Source organism: Pantoea sp. 18059 (genome assembly GCF_902706165.1).
In the GTDB taxonomy this organism is placed as follows: Bacteria; Pseudomonadota; Gammaproteobacteria; order Enterobacterales; family Enterobacteriaceae; genus Pantoea; species Pantoea agglomerans.
The window spans coordinates 135427-155801 of sequence record NZ_CACSJS010000008.1 but is presented as its reverse complement, the minus strand read 5'-3'; the positions used below and the strand labels follow the sequence as shown (position 1 = coordinate 155801).

11 protein-coding genes and 1 pseudogene are annotated in these 20375 nt (G+C 56.1%); 5 read left to right on the top strand and 7 right to left on the bottom strand.

Going from position 1 to position 20375, the window contains the following annotated elements:
• Positions 1-47 precede the first annotated feature (47 nt).
• Positions 48-10172, top strand: a pseudogene (locus GVJ63_RS22260) (hemagglutinin repeat-containing protein).
• Positions 10172-10396, top strand: coding sequence for a hypothetical protein (locus GVJ63_RS18955; RefSeq protein WP_133248907.1), 225 nt, complete (start codon positions 10172-10174; stop codon positions 10394-10396). Before GVJ63_RS22260 ends, GVJ63_RS18955 begins: the two are co-directional and overlap by 1 nt.
• A gap of 135 nt (positions 10397-10531) precedes the next feature.
• Here the strand turns inward: GVJ63_RS18955 and GVJ63_RS18950 are convergent, their stop codons facing one another.
• Complete coding sequence (locus tag GVJ63_RS18950) at positions 10532-10720, bottom strand: hypothetical protein (RefSeq protein ID WP_158132122.1); 189 nt, start codon at positions 10718-10720, stop codon at positions 10532-10534.
• Positions 10717-10941, bottom strand: coding sequence for a SymE family type I addiction module toxin (locus GVJ63_RS18945; protein WP_158132120.1), 225 nt, complete (start codon positions 10939-10941; stop codon positions 10717-10719). The genes GVJ63_RS18950 and GVJ63_RS18945 overlap by 4 nt, the downstream gene beginning before the upstream one ends.
• Before the next feature lie 625 nt (positions 10942-11566).
• On the opposite strand from GVJ63_RS18945, the gene GVJ63_RS18940 reads away from it, so the two are divergent.
• The 3 genes from GVJ63_RS18940 (at position 11567) to GVJ63_RS18930 (ending at position 14013) form a co-directional block, all read left to right on the top strand.
• The gene (locus GVJ63_RS18940) at positions 11567-12829 is read left to right on the top strand and encodes a glycosyltransferase family 9 protein (protein ID WP_159227230.1); all 1263 of its coding nucleotides are present in this window, start codon (positions 11567-11569) and stop codon (positions 12827-12829) included.
• Positions 12830-13420: 591 nt separating this feature from the next.
• Complete coding sequence (locus GVJ63_RS18935) at positions 13421-13699, top strand: type II toxin-antitoxin system ParD family antitoxin (RefSeq protein ID WP_033773230.1); 279 nt, start codon at positions 13421-13423, stop codon at positions 13697-13699.
• Positions 13699-14013, top strand: a complete 315-nt coding sequence (locus tag GVJ63_RS18930) for a type II toxin-antitoxin system RelE/ParE family toxin (RefSeq protein ID WP_159227229.1) — start codon at positions 13699-13701, stop codon at positions 14011-14013. The genes GVJ63_RS18935 and GVJ63_RS18930 overlap by 1 nt, the downstream gene beginning before the upstream one ends.
• A gap of 102 nt (positions 14014-14115) precedes the next feature.
• On the opposite strand, the gene GVJ63_RS18925 is transcribed toward GVJ63_RS18930, so the two are convergent.
• From GVJ63_RS18925 to fdnG, 5 genes are read right to left on the bottom strand one after another with little or no spacing between them, the layout of a single operon-like run.
• A complete protein-coding gene (locus GVJ63_RS18925) occupies positions 14116-14727 on the bottom strand; it encodes a glutathione S-transferase (protein ID WP_010257484.1) in 612 nt (203 codons plus the stop codon).
• 21 nt (positions 14728-14748) lie between these two features.
• Positions 14749-15672, bottom strand: coding sequence for a formate dehydrogenase accessory protein FdhE (gene fdhE, locus GVJ63_RS18920; RefSeq protein ID WP_010257482.1), 924 nt, complete (start codon positions 15670-15672; stop codon positions 14749-14751).
• Positions 15672-16313 (bottom strand): formate dehydrogenase cytochrome b556 subunit, encoded by a 642-nt coding sequence (gene fdoI / locus GVJ63_RS18915; RefSeq protein WP_010257478.1) that lies wholly within the window; start codon positions 16311-16313, stop codon positions 15672-15674. The genes fdhE and fdoI overlap by 1 nt, the downstream gene beginning before the upstream one ends.
• Complete coding sequence (fdxH, locus tag GVJ63_RS18910; RefSeq protein ID WP_010257476.1) at positions 16313-17212, bottom strand: formate dehydrogenase subunit beta; 900 nt, start codon at positions 17210-17212, stop codon at positions 16313-16315. The genes fdoI and fdxH overlap by 1 nt, the downstream gene beginning before the upstream one ends.
• Before the next feature lie 12 nt (positions 17213-17224).
• A complete protein-coding gene (gene fdnG / locus GVJ63_RS18905; protein ID WP_159227228.1) occupies positions 17225-20275 on the bottom strand; it encodes a formate dehydrogenase-N subunit alpha in 3051 nt (1016 codons plus the stop codon).
• Positions 20276-20375: the final 100 nt, after the last annotated feature.

Sequence of the window (20375 nt, the reverse complement as noted above, 5' to 3'; positions counted from 1 at the left end):
GGCGATCCCGCTATCTGAACTGAGTGACTTTCACATGGATGTGACCCATGAATAAACATTGCTATCGCATTATCTTCAGCCGCACCCATGGGGAACTCCGGGTGGTGTCAGAACTTGCCCGCAGTTGCAGCACGGAGCCCGGTCAGAGCCGTGGCAACGGCACGCTGCGTCTCTGGGTCACTTTACGCCGCGCGGCGTGGCTGCTGGGAATGGCCCTGTTTGCCGGGCCTGCAATGGCGAACGGCATTGTGGCGGATAGCAATGCTACGCCAGGACAGCGGCCGGACGTCATCGCCACCCAGAATGGGCTTCCGCAGGTTAATATCACCGCCCCCAATCAGGCGGGTATCTCGCATAACCAGTATCAGCAATTCGATGTCGCGCAGAACGGCGCCATCCTGAATAACTCCGCAGTGATGACCTCAACACAACTGGCCGGAATGATTCAGGGCAACCCGAATCTCAACCCAGACACCCCAGCGGCGCGGGTGATCATCAACGAAGTAAACAGCAATAATCCCAGCCAGCTGCGCGGTTATATGGAAGTGGCGGGCGGACGGGCGCAGGTGATCGTTGCCAACCCGGCCGGGATTGTCTGTAACGGATGCGGCACCATCAACGCCGGACGGATGACGCTGACCACCGGCAAACCACAGCTCAACGCTGACGGCAGTCTGGCGGGTTATCAGGTCGAACGCGGCGTGGTGCGCATTGAAGGCGGCGGACTCAACGGCGATCCCCGTCATGATACTGAGTATGTTGACGTACTGGCCCGCGCGGTGGAGATCAATGCGGGCGTCTGGGCCAAAAAAGAGCTGGCGGTGGTGGCCGGTCGCAATCGCGTAAGCGCAGACGCACAGACGGTCACACCGCTGGCTGATGACGGCAGCGCCAGACCTGAACTGGCGATCGACATGGGGCAGATGGGCGGCATGTACAGCGGCCAGATCCGCATGATAGGCACTGAAGCGGGCGTCGGCGTGCGAAATCAGAACGCTCAGGTGCAGGCGGGCAAAACGCTGGTGGTGAGCAGCGAAGGTAAGCTTGTCTGGCAGTCGGCGGCGCAGGATGGCGTGACGCAGGCCGGAGGCGACATCAGTCTTGCGGCCAGAGAGGATATCGATTATCAGGGCAAGCTCCACAGTGGCGGTCAGCTGACGGTCCGGAGCCGCGAAGGCGGAATCACTCAGTCCGGCACCCTGGCGGCGGCAGGTGATGTGCGGCTGACGGCGGCCCGCAGCATCCAGAGCAGCGGACACCTGCTGGCAGGCAGCGATGCCAGTAGCCAGGTTGTGCAGGAAGCGAATCTGCAGCTGGAGAGCCAGGATACCATTCGCGCCAGTGGCAGCCTGCTGAGCAAAAAAGAGGTCAGCGCACGCGGACGCCGGGTCGATCTCAGTGGCGCTCAGGTCGCCGCCAGCCGCGCAACGCTGACGGCTCAGGAGGGTGGAGTTGCCGTGCGGCAGGCGGTGATCAATGGCACGGAGCTGGTGATTAACACGGCAGGTGATATCGAGGCGCAGCAGGCGCAGATTAGCGCCGGGCGCTGGCAGATCGATGGACGCAGCCTGTTCAGCCAGCAGGCCGGATGGTCGCAGACCGGAAGTGGCGAAAGCCGCTTCACCCTGAGTGGTGGGCTGGATAACAGCGACGGAGCGATTGAGAGCCGGCAACTCAGCTTCCGGGCCGCCTCGCTCAATAACCAGCGTGGACGCATGGTCGCACTCGACAACGCCGCCCAAAAATGGCGGATTGACGGTCTGCTCGACAATACCGCGGGTGAGCTGGGTAACAACGGCGATCTGACGCTTGAGACAGGCAGCCTGACTAACCAGGGTGGCACCGTTAAAACCCAGGCCGCGCTGGTTATTAATGCCCGCGACGCAGTTAACAACAGTCAGGGTAAGCTGCTGGCCGGTGATGCGCTGACGCTCAGCGCGGGCGGTGATCTCGATAATCACGCTGGCACCCTGAACGGCGGTCAGCTGTCGCTGACCGCACAGCATCTGAATAATGTGCAGGGCGAGATCGTCAGCCAGCGCGATCTCGATCTGACGACACTACAGGGCCTGGATAACAGCGATGGCTGGATCGAAGCGGGTCATCATCTCTCACTCAACAGCGGCGGACTCTGGCAGAACCGCGACGGAACGGCACAGGGCGGTGAGCGAGTCACGGCGACGACAGATCAGCTCAATAACGCCAGCGGCCGGTTGCAGTCTGGCGGTGATCTGGAGCTGACCAGCCGTGGCGATATCCTCAACCAGAGCGGCAAACTCACGGCGAAAAATGCCCTCGCGGTCCATGGCACCGCAGCGACGCTATTTGATAACGATGGCGGATCGCTGCAAAGCGGCGGCGATCTGCTGCTGCAGGGCGGCGCACTGAACAATCGCCAGTCAGGGCAGATTCTCAGCCAGCAGGCACTGACGCTGAACCTGGCGGGCGACTGGGACAATCAGGGTGGCACCCTGACCGGTAATGGCCGCACGCAGGCCAGCGCCGCAAATCTGTTGAATGCTCAGGGCGCGATCAATGCGCTGGATACGCTGGATATGCAGGTTGCTGGTCGTCTGGATAACAGCAATGGCCGCATCTTCAGCCGGTTAAGCCAGACGCTTCAGGCGCAGGAGATGAGCAATACGCAGGGCTGGATGGGCAGCCAGGGAAGCTGGACTGCCACGACTGCCGGTTTCGATAACACGGCGGGCAGCGTACAAAGTCAGCAGCAGGCTGAACTCTCGGCGAACTGGCTTAGTAACGCCAGCGGCGTGTTGCAATCGGCTGCTGGCATGGCGTTACGCATTGCGCAGGATATCAACAACCTGGCCGGTAAAGTCTCTGCTCAGCAGCAGCTTACCGTTCAGGGTCAGACCGAAGGCAGCCGCACCGGTAACATTAACAATGCGGATGGCCAGTGGCTGGCTGGTGAGGGGCTGACTATTACCGCTGCGCGACTCGATAACACCCAGGGCGGTCTGCTCTACAGTCAGCGGCAGTTGAAGCTGAATCTGGCCGGGGATGTGCATAACCAGGCCGGTAAGATCCAGAGCGGCGAAGCGTTCCAGCTGGATGCGCAGACGCTGAACAACACAGGCGGCAATATCGACAGCCAGCAACAGCTGACACTTCAGCTGTCAGGGCAGTTTGATAACAAGGGCGGCGCGGTACGCAGTAATGGCGGACAGCAGATCAATGCCGCAACGATCAATAACCGTCAGGGCGTGTTCAGCAGCCGTGAAGCGATTAATCTGACCACCGGGCAGCTGGAGAATGCCAGCGGCACACTAATCAGCCAGGGCGCGGGAAGTTATCACGTCGGCACGCTCAATAATCAGCAGGGCAAAGTCCACAGCGGCGCGGCGCTGACCCTTGAAGCCGCACAACTGAACAATCAGGGCGGCCAGCTGGTGGCCACGCAAGATTTAGTGCTGAACGCCACGGCGATCGATAACAGTACCCAGGGTGTGATCAGCAGTCAGGCGGGGCTCTCACTGCAGGCCGATCGCCTTATCAACCGCGACGGCGGTCTGTTACTCGGCACCACCTACAGCGACATTACTGCCCGTGATATCGATAACAGCGCCGGACGGCTGCAGAGCGCCGGAACGCTCATGCTGCGCGGTGTTGCACAGCTGGACAACCGTCAGGGACGGGTGCTGGCGAATGGCGATCTCACCCTCAATGGTGATCTCTCACCGACTGATTCAACGCTGGTGCTGCTCAATCAGAGCGGACGGCTGGAGAGTGCTGGCGCATTAAACATCCATGCACACTCTTTCGATAATCAGGGCGGCACGCTGCTGGGCCTGCAAGCTCTGAGGCTGAGCGCGCAACAGGACTACACCCGCCAGGCGGACGAAACCATCAGCAGTAACGGCACGGTGACTGTCTCTCTGAGCGGGGCGTTTACTAACCTGGTGGACTGGCTGCTGCCGGGTAATCTGGTGCTGAATGCGGCAGGCATAACCAACCCGGCGATGCTGGTGGGCAAAACAGTTCAGCTTACTACCGTTGCGCTGCTGAACAGCGGGCGTCTTGAAGCCGACGACCTGACGCTGAATGTCGACTCGCTGGATAACCGTGCCGCGTTGATAGGTGATGAAGTCACCGTGCGTTCCCGGGTGATCGACAACCATGGACAGCCTGCGGTCATCGCGGCAACTCAAAACCTGACCCTGCAGGCCCGTGAGCGGCTGAGCAACACAGATGGCGCGCTGCTCTATAGCGGCAATCGCCTGTCATTGCATAGCGATGACCTGATCGATAACCGGGCGAGCTTTATTGAAGCGGACGGTGATATGACGCTGGAAGCGCGGCGGCTAGACAACCTGCGCGAAGGGCTGGTGATAGAGCGTGAGGCTGAGACCAGCAACTACAAGTGGCATCGTTATAACTACTACTGGCGCTCGTTTGGTACGACGATAATGCCTGATAAAAGCAGTATGGCACCGACCACTCAGCAACTGACTTTCCAGGATGAGGCCGCGGCGCAGAGCAATCCTTACGGCACCCTTCTGGCGATTGACGCGGCGGGCAAACGCGCTCAGGTACGGGTCATGAACAATCAGGGCGTGCTGACCGATCTGTGGGTTAACTATCTGGCACTGAACCACGGCGCCGATGGCACGTATGCCATGACGTTCTATGAAACGCGCGGATTTAAGCAGAAAAATGTGCTGACTCCTTACCAGAACACCGTATGGCGTGAACATGACCGTGGTCGTATCGAACAATGGGACCCTGAACAACATATCGATATCGATAGCGCCCTCTTTATCAGCGACTACAGCGCTTTGCGTGAGCGTAGCGTAACCGGCACCCTGACGCGTGACAGACTGGTCAGTGAAGGTATTGGTGCACGTATTCTGGCGGGTGGCGACATGCTCCTGCGCATCACCGGAGCGTTACTTAATGATGCCAGCGTGATTACGGCTAACGGCAATCTGACACTGTATGGCGGCGGGAGCATCGACAACCGGGGCTATTCGATCAATGAGCGGCGGCAGGAAGTTATTGTCGATCATTACGACAGAAGCACGCGCCACTGGTATCCGACCTTCAATTCCGATGAGACCACCGCCCTGGCAACCGTTGACGGCATCATTACCGGCAACGGCAACGTCAGCATTAACGGGGCCAGCATCAGCAATACCACCGTTAATCAGGCACAGATAAGCCAGCTTGAAGCGGCGCTGCAGGCAGTGGACGCTGAGCGCGCTGAGTATGAACGTAACCCACTGGCCTTTACCGTGGACGGGGTCGCCCGCCATGACGGCGACACAGAACTTACGACGGGTGATAACACATCGGGTCGCCCACTGTTACCGGCTGAACTGGCTCTGACGGCGCTACAACAGCTGGAGAAAGTCGCCACAACCATCCCCAATAATGGTCTGTTCAGCCAGCACACTGCTGCGGGCAGTCCGTTCCTGATTGTGACTGACGAGCGCTTTACCAGTCAGAGCAAATTTATCAGCAGCGACTATCTGCTTGAACGGCTGGGTTACGACCCGTCACAGGTGCATAAACGCCTGGGCGACGGTTTTTATGAGCAGCGTCTGGTACGCGAGCAGGTCCTGAAACTGACCGGCAGGCCTTCCGTTAACGGCTGGGATGCGATGGCGCAGTATCAGGAGCTAATGAACAACGGCTCTAAAGTGGCGCAGGATTTCCATCTGGTGCCGGGCGTGGCCTTGACGCCGCAGCAGATTGCGGCGCTGCAACAGGATATCGTCTGGCTGGTCAGCGAAACGGTTGATACGGCAGACGGCCCTCAGACAGTGTGGGTGCCGAAGGTTTATCTGGCTCAGACCACGCTGCGCCTGACTGGCGCGGGCGCGGTGATTGGCGGCGGTAATCTGCAGCTCTCGGCAGACAGCGTGACCAATGCCGGTAACCTCTTTGCGGACCAGGCGCTCTCCATCGACAGCGGGCAGTTTCAGCACCTGGGCGGCGACATCACGGCGGGCAGCATTGATGTGAAGGCGGAGACGCTGACGATCAGTACCGATCTGCAGAATGCCCTGCGTCAGGCGACGATGAGTGCTGGGGATATCAGCCTCAGCGGCACCGATATCCGGCTGCAGGGCGCGAAACTCAATGCCACCAATAACCTCAGTCTGAGCGCGCGCAACAACCTTGAGGTCGGTGCCGCGAAAAGCAGTCACAGCGGCAGCCTGAACGTGATCTCAGGGGCGATGGGTAACCGCACCAGCAGCGGCATGGAAGAAGCGGGCAGGCGCATGGCGCAGGTCAGCGGCGAGTGGCAGCAGGCGCAGGGCAGCGAGCTTAACGCCGGTGGCAATCTTCTGCTCTCGGCCGGGCGTGACCTGACGCTGACCGGTAGCCAGGCCAGCGCCTCCGGCTCTGCCCGGGTTGAGGCTGGCGGCGACATTCACATCGGCGCTGAAACCACCACCAATACCACCCATCTTGAGGCCGACAGCCGGACCTCGTCGGTCAGCAATAGTCGCCAGGAAGATCGTCTGTTGCTCAGCACCCTGAGCGGCGCTCAGGGTGTGACGCTGGTGGCGGGTAATAACCTGCTGGCCGAAGGCGCGCAGGTTGACAGTACAGAGGGCCGCATTGGCGTCAGCGCGCAGAACGTTACCATTAAAGACGCACGCGCCAGCCTGGTAGCTCAGGACAGCGAAAACAAGCGCGAGGGTAATACCCGCACCCATCGTGAAGAAGAAAGCGTGCGTGAGAGCAGCACCGGCAGCACCTTCAGCGGGCAGCTGGGCGTGACGGTGATCGGGCGCGAGAGCGACGTCACCGTTACCGGCAGTACGCTGCACAGCGAACAGGGCGCGGTCGGGTTGCAGGCAAAACAGGACGTGGTACTGAACACCGCCACCGAACGTGAGTCGCTCTACAGTGAAGAACGCTCAGAGAATAAAGGTCTGCTGAACAAAAGCAGCGGTCACAGCGTGACGCGGGACGTCACCACCCGTGAGAACGCTAGCCTGCTGAGCGGCGAAAGCGTCACGGTCATCGCCGGACGCGACCTGACGGTGACCGGATCGGCGGTGGCTGCCGACCAGGACGTCAATCTGCGGGCCGGGCGCGACGTGGAGATCGGCGCGGCAACCGAGACCGACAGCCACTACCAGCTGAAAGAAAAGAAAAAAAGCGGGCTGATGAGCAGCGGCGGCATCGGCTTCACCGTCGGCAAGCAGTCCACGCGGCACGAAATTGATGAGAAAGGCACCACCCAGAGCCAGAGCGTCAGCACCATCGGCAGCAGCCAGGGCAGCGTGGATATCACGGCGGGCAACCGGCTGCACGTCGGCGGCGCAGACCTGGTGGCAGGTCAGGACATGAACCTGACGGGCGACAGCGTAACTATCGACCCGGGCTTTGATTCATGCAGTCGTAAGGAAACCTTCGAGCAGAAACAGAGCGGTCTGAGCATCGCCCTGTCAGGCACGGCAGGCTGCGCGCTCAACACGGCAGTGAGCAGCGCGCAGCAGGCGAGGAAGTCGGGTGGCGGGCGTGTCAGCGCGCTGCAGAACACCCAGGCGGCGCTGAACGGGGTGCAGGCGGCGCAGGCAGCTCAGATGGACGGGCTTAACACCGCCGCCGCAGACGCACACAATGCCGCCGGCGACCTGAAGCCGGGGCAGGACGGCTATCAGGCGGGCTCGACCAACACCATCGGCGTCAGCGCCTCGTACGGCAGTCAGTCGTCGAAAAGCGAAACGCGTACCGAGAGCAGTCAGTCGAAGGGCAGTACGCTGACGGTGGGCCGGAATCTGACCGTCACGGCAACCGGCAAAAACGGTACGGCGCAGAGCGGCGACATCAGCATCGCCGGCAGCCAGCTGAAGGCGGGCGGCGACCTGGGCCTGGATGCGTTGCGGGACATCCTGCTGCAGTCGGCGCAGAACACGCAGAGCACCGATGGGAAAAACAGCAGCAAGGGCGGCAGCGTCGGCGTAGGCATCGGTGTGGGTTCAGGCGGCTACGGCATCAGCGTGTCGGCGAGCGTCAACGCGGCGAAGGGCAGCGAAAAAGGCAACGGGCTGACGCACAGCGAGACCACGCTGGACGCGGGCAACCGGCTCAGCCTGACCAGCGGGCGCGACATCACGCTCACGGGCGCGCAGGCCAGCGGTGAGAGCGTGAAGGTGGACGCGGGCCGCAACCTGACGCTGACCTCAGAGCAGGACAGCGACCGCTACGACAGCAAGCAGCAGAGCGCCAGCGCGGGCGGCAGCTTCACCTTCGGCTCAATGACCGGGTCGGCGAACGTGAACGTGAGCCGGGATAAGATGCACAGCACCTGGCAGAGCGTGGCGGAGCAGACCGGGATTTTTGCGGGCAAGGGCGGCTTTGACGTCACGGTGGGTGAGCACACGCAGCTGAACGGGGTGGTTATTGCGAGTACGGCAGATGCCAGCCTGAATAAGCTCGACACCGGCACGCTGGGCTTCGGCAATATTGAGAACCACGCGGAATATGAGGTGGAGCATCAGAGTGCGGGCATGAGCACCGGCGGCGGCATCGGCGGTCAGTTCGCCGGGAACATGGCGAACGGCATGCTGGCGGGGCTGAACGACAGCGGCAGCGCGGACTCCACCACGAAGGCGGCGGTGAGCGAAGGCACGATAGTCATCCGCGACCCGTCGAAGCAGAAGCAGGACGTGGCAGAGCTGAGTCGCGACGTGGCGAACGCGAACCCGGGGCTGGACGTCATCTTTGATAAGGAGAAGGAGCAGAACCGGCTGAAGGAGGCGCAGCTTATCGGGGAAATCGGGGCTCAGGCGGGGGATATCGCACGGACGCAGGGCCAGATAGCGGGCCTGAAGGCGTAGCAGGATCCGGCGGCTCTTCAGGCGGCGCGTGAGCAGCTGTCGGCAAGCGGTAAGCCTTATACGGAAGCCGATATATCGCAGCGGGCGTATGACAACGCGATGAAGCCGTTCGGCACGGGTTCGTCGCTGCAGCAGGGCATCAGCGCAGTGACGGCGGCAGTGCAGGGCCTGTCGGGCGGGAACGTGGCGCAGGCGATAAGCGGCGCGTCGGCACCGTACCTGGCGGAAAAGATACACGAGCTGACCACGGACGCGAACGGTAAGGTTAATGTCCAGGCGAACCTGATGGCGCACGCGGTGCTGGGTGCGGTAACCTCGTACGCGGCGGGCAATGCGGCGCTGGCGGGTGCCTCGGGCGCGGTGATGGGCGAGTACATCGCGCAGCAGCTGTATCCGGGGGTTAAGCGCAGTGACCTGTCTGAGGAGCAGCGGCAGACGATAAGCGCGCTGGGTACGCTGGCGGCGGGTAAAAATGCGGTTGAGAATAATCATTTGCACACCGCAGAAGCCAGGGCGCTTGATAAAGAACTCTCGGACTGTAAAGCGTCGGGCGGTGACTGTCAGGCCGTAATTAAGAAATATATCGATATCAGCAATAAAAACAGTAAAGAACTGGCGGAAGCCTGCACCGGAGGCGGTGTTGCCTGTGTAAGCTGGGAAGAACTGGTTCAGGCGGAAACTAACATTGCTCTGGATGCTGATAAACATCAGGTAAGGCTGGGTGATAAACTGAAAGATCCGGATGCAGCTGCGATAGTTAAATATCTTAACGGGTCTGATCTTAAATTCCTTAAGGATAATATCACGAAAAGTGATCGGTTTATGGATGTGGTAATGAACCCAACTTCCTGGCCGGTAGTGATAATGGGTGGGAAAGCAATTATGACTAATGCCATGAATAATACCAAAGAGCAGCTTATTGCGGTGGGTGTCGGTGCTGGATTGGGTGCAGGTATACAGTATGGAACGACAGGCGAAGTGAAATTATCAGATGTGATCGGGTCCGGGGTGATCGGCGCCATTACGGCAGGTAAAGGTTACAATCCGACAGTGACATGGAATGCGACAGGCGGTTATTACCAGGCTGAAATCAGCGGTGATGATCCGTTTATGGCTGCGCTGTTGAGTAAAGCAGGTGCTTCAACTGGTTATGCTATGGGTAATATTCTAAAAGTACCATTTGATAAAAAACTTAATCCTGTATCAAAACAGTATGAATGGGTGCCAACGGGCGTCTGGACGATAACCAAATCAGTGCCACAAAATCCATTACCATCAATAATCGGTAATGTTGGGGATACTGCTCTATCCGGAATGGTTCAAGATAAACTGAAAGATAGTGGAGGTAAGTAATGAAAAATAGCACAGGTTCATTACTTAATATTTTATATTTATGCTTTTCAATGAGTGTGATTATTTTTATTTTAACAATGTTTGGTCGTTTACTGGGAGCATGGTTGGCTTGGGATATGGACAATAAATTTCCATTTTCAGTGGTTGATTTATTTATTTGCCTCAAATTAACCTGGATGGGCCTTCCGGCAGGTTTTGTTTTTTGGTATTTTTATTATCGGTAACTTTTTGTTAATCCCAGCCAGGCAGCTGGGATTTTAATTTTATCAGTCAGTTACACTTCAGTCGCAAACCGGATGATCTACTGTTACCGGCCCGGTGATCACTTCGATCTTCTATTTGGTCATAAATCCCCCCGCTTACCGCATATGCAATCGCATCACACCGGGCTCAGCGGTAATCTTCAGCTGTCTCGATTCAGTGATACCGAAGCCGGTCAGCCAGCCGCCGCCGATAATCAGCTTGTCACCGGTAAATCCGAGCGCGTCAAGCTGAGTGCCCGCGATGTTCAGCTCCGGGACTGGCCCTTGCATAAGGGTGATATTCATAAATCATCCTTCCTGACGGTCGCGATGCGGATAATCAGCTGGCCCTGTTCGGCGATGATGCTGACGGGCTGGCCTTTAATAAATCCCCACTGTTCCAGCCATCGTCCTTTGATGGTCAGTTGGGGTAATGGATTCGGTCTGCCACCGTTGGGGCGGTAACCAACGATGCTTTTCCGTGCTTGGGGTACAGCGGGTTCTGACGTAGAATCTGTTCCAGCCATAATTAACTCCTGCTCAGTTAGTTGTGGTCAGCGGCTGTTGCGGGTTGGCGCTCGCTTCAGCCGCGCTAAAAAATCTCTGGTTACGTTCTTCCTTTCCTGTTTTCTCCTGTTCAAATATACACCGTCTGCTGTGTAAACTCGCTGAAAGCTAAGTAATAAACTGCGAGTCGTCTTTGAAAAACGGATTGTTTTTTCGGTCTGTCACCATTACCCCTGAAAGCGTTTACCCTGGCGCTATGTCCGTAATAAGTCTTCGGGAAGTAATATTAAAAATAGCTAATTCTATTCAATGATTGTCTTTGAGTAGATTATTTATCAGAACTCACTATTATTGACCTGGCAGTGAATAACTTATATTTAGCAACCTGAGTTGTCATATCACGGCGCATGATGCAGTAAGGTTAATGGGAACGATAATGGCTGGGTGTTTTTAGCAAAAATCCAATAAGTGATGTTAATTGAATGATGATCCTGCAGAACGATTAAATATTATTGTATAGCGTAAGCGTTTCAGGATGTTGTAGAATCACACACTTATTAAAAGGTTAATATAAATAAAAGACGATTGATTCAAGTGATTTTTTGTATCAAAAGAATGATCTGCTCAGGAAGCAGGAAGGGTGAAATGAATAAGGATGTGAGGATCACCGTATCAAAGGGACCATTCAAAAAAATACGCGAATGGAATCGAAGAAAAAACTACTATCTCAAAGAGGTGAAACTCGAGGCAAGAAAGTCTATTGCAAAGCTTCTGTGGGATAAACGGAAAAAAGTCTCCTTTGAACCTGAATCCGTGAAAACTATACTGCTTGTTCGCAATGAAGGTAAGCTGGGTGATATCATCGTTTCGATGCCACTCATCAGGTCGCTTCATCAGGATGGCTATGCAGTAGATTTGCTGGTAACTGAAGCCTGTTACGACGTAATAAAATACAGCCCTTTTATCAGGCATATTTATAAGTCACGAAATTGCAGTTATAACCGTTACCTGAAGTCTTTTTATCATACCGTTTCAAAAGCAACGATGAAGAAGCTAAATAGAAATAAGTATGATCTGATTATCGATCCTTGCTTATCCGAAACGCCGGTGCATCGGATGAAGTTATTTCGGGATATCAATGCCAGATTCGTTATTGGACTAAATAAGCAATCTGACATCAGCCATTACACAGTTTCGGTTCCCTATAAAAATGAAAAGCAGCATGTTACAGAGTTACTTTCTTTGATAAGTAAAAGCATTGGCGTTAAAGCGACAGGCAATTTCACTTACAGTCTTCATTTTCCTGATGTTGTGCTTGATGAGGTGAGGCACTTTCTTAGTCCCTGGGAAAGTAAGAAAAAAATTGTTATTAATGCTTTTGCTGGCACGCCGGAAAGGAACTTCTCACAACAGCAATTGCTGGAAATCATTAATATGATTACTAATAACAGCAGAGAGGTGAAAATCATCACTCTGGATCATCGTAATGAAATAGCGGTGCCGCTTCCTGAAAATGTTGTGAAAAATCCCTTTTATACTTTGCATCATGTGATGGCATTAATTAAAGAATCGGATATGGTGATAACGCCAGATACATCAATTGTACATATCTCTGCTGCGTGGAAAAAACCTCTTATTGCCGTTTACAAAAATACGCCTAATAATAATATGTGGGCGCCAGGCTATGAAAACGCAAGCCACATCATTGTTCATGATGATAAAACATCCGATGCTGAGAATATCCCTGAGCGTATTTTTAAAGAGGTAATCCGCAGGAATTTATTGGGCAAGCGTGAGGTGAAAATCCAGAAATCTGTATCGGTGATCGAGTTGAAAGAACCTGTTCGTACGCACGGTTATCATGCTCCCGACTGCTGTATCGCCTCCTCTGATCAGCTCTGCTGCTGACCAGCAGATAAAGCGTTCTGCCGTGCCAGACACCATTGTCCTTCTTAAGTGGGCTGGCTTAGAAAGCTCTCACGCCGCAGCGGCACCATATCTTGCAGAGCAGATACATACGCTGACTATCACGAAAGGGGCTGACGGCAAAGATGTGGTGAATACTGAAGCGAACCTGATTGTGCATGCGATGGGGTATGCAGCTGGGTAAAAATTTGCCTGAAAACAATAATCTTTAATCCCCAAAAAGCCAGGTAATAAACTGCGAGGCGTCTCTGAAAAACGGATTGTTTTTTCGGCGGGTTTTGTGTGATTTTTCTATTCCTGAATCCCTCTTCAGTTCCTTTAAACAGCCAGCTATTCAATCTTTAAGTCCAGGTTATGCACATTATAATCTGTATGGTTTTTACCCTGTCCGATAATGACAGTGCCTGAACCGCTGATAAGATGTGCTATCGCGCTGTTGAAAACCGGATACCCTCGACGACATCTGTAAGTCCCCAATTCTCAGGAGAGAGCGACTCAACAGAGTATGAAACTGACAGCTGCCAGAAAGGTGAGTATGATTAAATCCTATCAGGCAGAAGAAAGAGGTTACCCATGAGAACAACACAGCAGATGAGTATCACGCTGCCCAATGAAATGGCAGCACAGGTTAAGGCACGTGTTGCCAGCGGCGAATATGCATCGGAAAGCGAAGTGATCCGTGAAGGATTACGTGCGCTGATGGCACGGGATCATGCCGTGGAGCAATGGCTGCATGAAAAGGTAGTGCCCGCATGGGAAGCGCTTCAAAGTGGCGAAACACAAAGCCTGAGCGCTAACGACCTCAGGAACAGACTAAAAGCGGAACACAGGAAGGCAACCGGGGAGGAGTAATGGTTTACAGGGTGGTGTTCGCACCAGAGGCGCAGGAACAACTGGCAGAACTTTACCGTTATATCGCGCAAGCAGCGACACCCTATACCGCTTTAAACTTTACGGAAAACGTCATCGATTATTGTGAGTCTCTTGCACAGTTCCCACATAGAGGGAACTGTCGTGATGATCTTCTGCCAGGACTGAGAATCACCAATTACCGCAGACGGACAATAATTGCTTTCATGCTGTCTGAGAAAACAGTGAGTGTTTTAGGCATATGGTATGGCGGGCAGGATTATGAAAATGACCTGTCTGGAGACGAAATTGACTGAGTTGTCAGACCAGCAGGCCGATTATATTTTTCCTGTGCAGCGTAACAAAATGTCGCTTCCATGCCTGCCCGGGGCGCTTTGATAGTTATTTCGCCTGACCCATCACGCCGCAGGCGGCGTCGTCCTTGCAAAGCTCTCGCGCTGAAACAGCGTTTCTGCCAGTTTCACCAGCGCGGGTCGTTCGACACACCAGTTCGGCACTACGCGACGGAAATTGAGGTAGCCGATCATGCAACCGGTGGCGATATCCGCCAGATTGAGCTGTCCGTTGTTAAGCCATTTCCCCTCTGCCGCCTTCGCTTCCAGCATGTCGAGGCTGCGCTGAATCTTTTCACGATTGCGCAGCAGCACCTCTTCCGACTGCAAATCCCCCGGTCGCATCTGCTCGCGCACGATCACCAGCGCGGCATCGCTGACGCCATCCGCCAGCTTCTCCAGCTGACGGATGTTAAGCGATTCAAGCGGATCGGCAGGCAGCAGAGCAGGCTCCACGCCACGCAGTTCCAGAAACTCCGCAATGATGCTGGAATCGAACCAGATTTGCTTATCGTCAGCGACCAGCGCCGGAACTTTGCCCAGCGGATTGTAGTGCGGCACGTGGCTGTCATCGCTGTAAGGCGATGCGTTAACGAATTCAAAAGTAATGCCTTTTTCCAGCATGATAATCGAAATCTTACGCACAAACGGGCTGGTATAGCTGCCAATCAGTTTCATCGGGTTCTCCAGAGTCAGTGACTATTCGCCAGGAAACATAAAGGGATTGAGACTGCTGCGTGCGAAGCCTTCCTGCTCCATTCTGGCATCCAGTATCAGCGATGCCAGGTCATCTGCCACCGGTTCAATGGCCGGATCTTTCTCCTGATAGAGCATCTTCAGGTAAGTGCCGCAGTCGCCACAGCTCTCTGCTTTCACCGCCGCCCGTTCGCTGTCGATCGACCAGTAGTGCAGATCACGGGACTGTTCGCACTGGGTACATTTGCTGCGCACCACATGCCATTCACTTTCGCACAGATTACAGTGCAGATAGCGCGCGCCTTCATGACTGCCCATATGCACCACGCTGGCGACCGGCATACTGGCGCAGACCGGACAGAACTGACGCTGATCGCCCATCTCAGCGCGTGCTTTGCCTGGGATCAGGGCCGCCATCTGCGCCCAGTAGAGCGAGAGCGCCGCCCAGATAAAGGGTGCTTTGTCGCTGCTGACCAGCGCATACTCGCCGGTAAACAGCGCGCTGGCCAGCGTCTCCAGCTCGGTGGCGGACGCCTTCTCCAGATTCTCCAGCACCGCCAGTGCCTGACCGCTCATCTCTGGCTTCAGCTCGGCAATCAGTGAATGCAGTAGTCGCTGCCAGTGGGGATCGCGCGGCAGGGTATGAATATTCAGCGGCGGCTTACCCTCGCTGGCGCTCTGCGTCAGGCGGGCATGCAGGTCGATGTGCAGCGGATGGTCATACAGCACAATCTCCTGCGCTTCAGCGATCACCGCCGCAAAGCGCAGGTAGTCGCCGAGTGGGTTTTTCGCCGCCAGGTCACGCAGTCGCGCAGCACGACGGCTGTATAAATTTTTCAGCCGTGGAAAAAGTAACGGCGGAATCATCTCCGCCGTTGTCTTTTCGCCTTTCTCCAGCTGATCTTGCGGGATTATGCGAATACTCATCAGGGGCGTTTTTCCTGTTTTATTGGCGGATTACGCTGCTCGCGATACCAGCGAGGATGGTGCTGCCTGGCCCATTCGGCGCTGACCCAGCCTTCTACCATCGCGGTCAGTGTGCCTTTGACCCACAACGCAGCATAAATGTGCACCATAATGACGATGATCAGCGCCACCGCTGACACCGAATGTACCACCAACGCCAGACGAATCAGCGGAATGGCGAAGGCATCGGCAAAGTAAGGTCGCCAGATCACGATGCCACTGGCAAGCAGCAACACTAAGCTGATAATAGCAGCCCAGAACACACACTTCTGACCAAAGTTATATTTACCGGTATCACCCACCTCTTCATTCAGCGCAATCCGGTGAATGTTTCTGGCCCAGTAAAGGTCATCGCGATTAATCAGGTTGTGTTTCCAGTAACGCAAAAACATCAGCATAAAAGCAACGAACATCACCACGCCGACAAAAGGATGCAGAATACGCGCCAGCTGTGGTGTGCCAAATATCTGCATCAGCCAGTTGAACGACGGAAAGAAAAACCCTAATCCGCTTAACGCGGCCATGACAAAGCAAATCGCGACAATCCAGTGATTGATGCGTTCGGGTGCGCGGTAACGCACCAGATGATCGGGCTTTTTCATTATTTGCGCTCCTCAGGATGATCGTCGTTGTCGTCGTGCTCTTCAGTGACGCGATTCGGGCCAACGCCAACATAGTGAAAAATAGAGGCGGCGAACGTAGCGGCAAAACCCACCGCCGCCAGCGGTTTCCAGATCCCCTTCCAGAAGGTCACCGTCGGGCTGATGCCCGGGTTAGCAGGCAGCCCGTGGTAGAGCTGAGGCTTGTCGGCATGATGCAGCACATACATTACATGGGTGCCGCCCACGCCTTCCGGGTTGTAGAGGCCAGCCTGCGCAAAGCCGCGCGACTTCAGCTCCGCTACACGTTCCTCCGCCAGCGTCAGCATGTCGCTTTTGCTGCCGAAATGAATGGCACCGGTCGGACAGGTCTTCACACAGGCAGGCTCCTGGCCGACGCTGACGCGATCCACGCACAGGGTGCATTTGTAGGCGCGGTTATCCTCTTTGTTGAGCCGCGGCACGTTGAACGGGCAACCCGCAATGCAGTAGCCGCAGCCGATACACTGCTCAGACTGGAAATCGACGATGCCGTTGGCGTACTGAATAATGGCACCTGCCGACGGACAGGCTTTCAGGCAGCCGGGATCGGCGCAGTGCATGCAGCCATCTTTGCGAATCAGCCAGGCCAGCTTGCCATTCTCTTCAACTTCCGAGAAGCGCATCACCGTCCAGGATTTGGCGGTCAAATCGGTAGGGTTGTCATAGACCCCGATGTTATGACCGACTTCATCGCGGATGTCGTTCCATTCGGAGCAGGCGACCTGACAGCCTTTGCAGCCAATACAGGTGGTGACGTCAATGAGCTTCGCGACTTCACGCTGGTGATCGCGCGCCTGTGGCGGTGGGGTGAAGCCGTTGGTCGCTGAGCGACGGATAATATCTTGTGATTGATAAGCCATTGTCATCTACCGTTACGCTTTTTCCACTTTTACTAAAAATCCCTTGTATTCCGGGGTCTGCGAGTTGGCATCGCCAACCGACGGCGTCAGCGTATTGGCGAGGAAGCCTTTGCGCGTGGTGCCTTCAAAGCCCCAGTGACAGGGAATACCCACGGTATCAACCGGCTTGCCGTCAATCATCAGACGCTGCAGACGACGTGTTACCACCGCTTTGGCTTTGATATAGCCACGGCGCGACGAGACTTTGACGCTGTCTCCGGCCTTGATGCCTTTCTCCTCTGCCAGTTCGGTGCCGATTTCAACAAACTGCTCCGGCTGCGCAATCGCGTTCAGCAGGGCATGTTTGGTCCAGTGCCGGAACAGTTCGGTGATGGAATAGGTGGTGGCGACGCAGGGATAGTCAGCGGCCTCGCCCAGTTGCGCGGCGTCGCTGCTGAACAGTCGAACGACCGGACTATGACGCTGCTGCGGATTCATAGGATTGTTGGCGAGCGGGCTTTCCATCGGTTCGTAATGTTCCGGGAAGGGGCCGTCGGCCATCTTATCGAGCGCAAACAGGTGGCCAAGACCATCGGGCTGCATGATAAACGGACCGGCCTGCTGCTGCGGCGACAGCGTTACCGGATAATCCGGCACGTCAATGCCGTGCCAGCGAGTGCCATCCCACTCAATCAGGCGGCGATTCGGATCCCAGGCTTTACCCTGCGCATCCGCGGAGGCGCGGTTGTAGAGAATGCGGCGGTTAGCCGGCCACGCCCAGGCCCAGCCGGAGACCGCGCCCAGCCCCGATGGGTCGGCGTTGTCGCGTCGTGCCATCTGGTTGCCTTCCGGCGTCCAGCTGCCGCTGTAGATCCAGCAGGCGCTGGCGGTGGTGCCGTCGTTACGCAGCTCTGAGAAGCCGTTGAGCTGCTGGCCTTTTTTCAGCAACAGCTTGCCGCTGGCGTCGTAAATGTCGGCCAGCGCCTGACCGTTGTTCTCCTGCGCCACCTCTTCCGGCTCAGGATTCGACGGATCGCGGTAGTCCCAGCGCATTGCCATCAGCGGTTCAGGGTTTGCTCCGCCTTCCAGGCGATAGAGCGCGCGCAGACGCATGAACAGATTGCCGAGGATTTTACCGTCGTGCAGCGCTTCAGCGGGCGGCTCTGCGGCCGCCCAGTGCCACTGCAGCCAGCGCGACGAGTTCGCCACCGATCCCGACTCTTCAGCGAAGCAGGAAGAGGGCAGACGGAATACTTCGGTCTGGATTTTCGACGGATCCACATCATTGAACTCGTCGTGATGCTGCCAGAAGCTGGCGGTTTCGGTGCGAAGCAGATCGATCACCACCATATATTTGAGGCGGGACAGTGCCCGGACCGCTTTATTTTTGTCCGGGAAGGCGGCCAGCAGGTTGAAGCCCTGAATCAGGCAACCATTGAGCGCGCCCTGTTCCATCATCTCCGCCTGCGCCATGCAGTCGTAGCTCTTATCCCACTTCGGCAGCCAGTCGTAGCCCCACTGGTTTTCCGCTGTGGCCTTATCGCCGTAGAAACTCTTCATCAGGCTGACAAAAAATTTGTCGGTGTTCTGCCAGTAGTTGACCTGATCCGGCAGTGCCGCAACCGGCGTGGCCTGCTGCAGGTAGGTTGCCAGCGTGGTCATTTTCTCTGAGGGCAGTGGCAGATAGCCCGGCAGACTCTGCGCCAGCAGGCCGAGATCGGTATAGCCCTGCACGTTGGAGTGGCCGCGCAGTGCGTTAATACCGCCGCCTGGCATACCGATATTACCCAGCAGCAGCTGAATCATCGCCGCCGTGCGGATAATCTGCGAACCATTGGTGTGGTGGGTCCAGCCCAGCGCATAGAGAATAGTCGCGGTGCGATTCGGCACACAGGTGGAGGCCAGCTGCCTGCACACCGCAATAAAGGATTCCTGCGAGGTCCCGCACAGGCGCGTCACCATTTCCGGGGTGTAACGGCTGGCATGGGTTTTCAGCAGGTTCAGCACGCAGCGCGGGTGAGTGAAGCTCTCATCGCGTCTTGCATGGCCGTTTTCATCCAGCTCATAGTGCCAGTTCTGACGATCATACTGACGGGTTTCAGCATTGTAACCGCTGAACAACCCGTCGCTGAAGCTGAAGCCTTCGCTGACAATCAGTGCGGCATTGGTGAAGGCGCGAACATACTCCTGCTGAATCTGATTGTGTTGCAGCAGATAGTTGATCACTCCCATTAGGAAAACCACATCGCTGCCGGCACGCAGTGGCGCGTAGAGATCGGCGACCGCCGCAGAGCGGTTAAAGCGTGGATCGACCACGATGACCTGCGCATTGTTATGGGTTTTGGCTTCAATCACCCATTTAAAGCCAACCGGATGCGCCTCGGCGGGGTTGCCGCCCATGATCATCACCACATTGGCATTTTTGATGTCGTTCCAGTTATTGGTCATCGCACCGCGACCAAAGCTGGGGGCCAGCGCGGCCACGGTCGGGCCGTGACACAGGCGCGCCTGGTTTTCCAGCGCCAGAATACCCAGCGAGCGGGCAAATTTCTGATCGAGCAGGCCGGTTTCATTACTGGCGGCGGAAGAGCAGAGCATGGCGGTGGTCGGCCAGCGGTTTACCGTGACGCCAGCGGCGTTGGTGGCCTGGAAATTGGCATCGCGATCCTGCTTCATCAGGCGGGCTATGCGGTCAAATGCCTCATCCCAGCTGATGCGCTGCCATTTATCCGAGCCTGGCGCGCGGTATTCCGGGTATTTCAGTCGCTGTTCACTGTGAATAAAGTCGAGCACGCCCGCGCCTTTGGGGCAGAGCGATCCACGACTGACAGGATGGTCAGGATCGCCTTCAATATGGTAAATCGAGGCGCGGGCATTTTTAGCGCCATCACCCAGGCTGTAAATCAGCATGCCGCAGCCGACTGAGCAGTAGGTGCAGTTATTACGTGTCTCTCTGGCGCGAATGAGTTTGAACTCTCTGACGCTGGCTAAGGCTGTGGTGGGGGCAAAACCGAGTAACGCCGCGCTGGTGCCCGCCAACCCGCCAGCACAGATTTTGAAAAAACTCCGTCTGTTAATTTGCATTTTATCGTTCTTCTTTATTGGCTCCATTGCGAAGCCTTGCAAAATAGCAGCCCTATCTGCCTGTAAGTTGACCAGGGTCAACAGGTTAGTCATTAGTAAT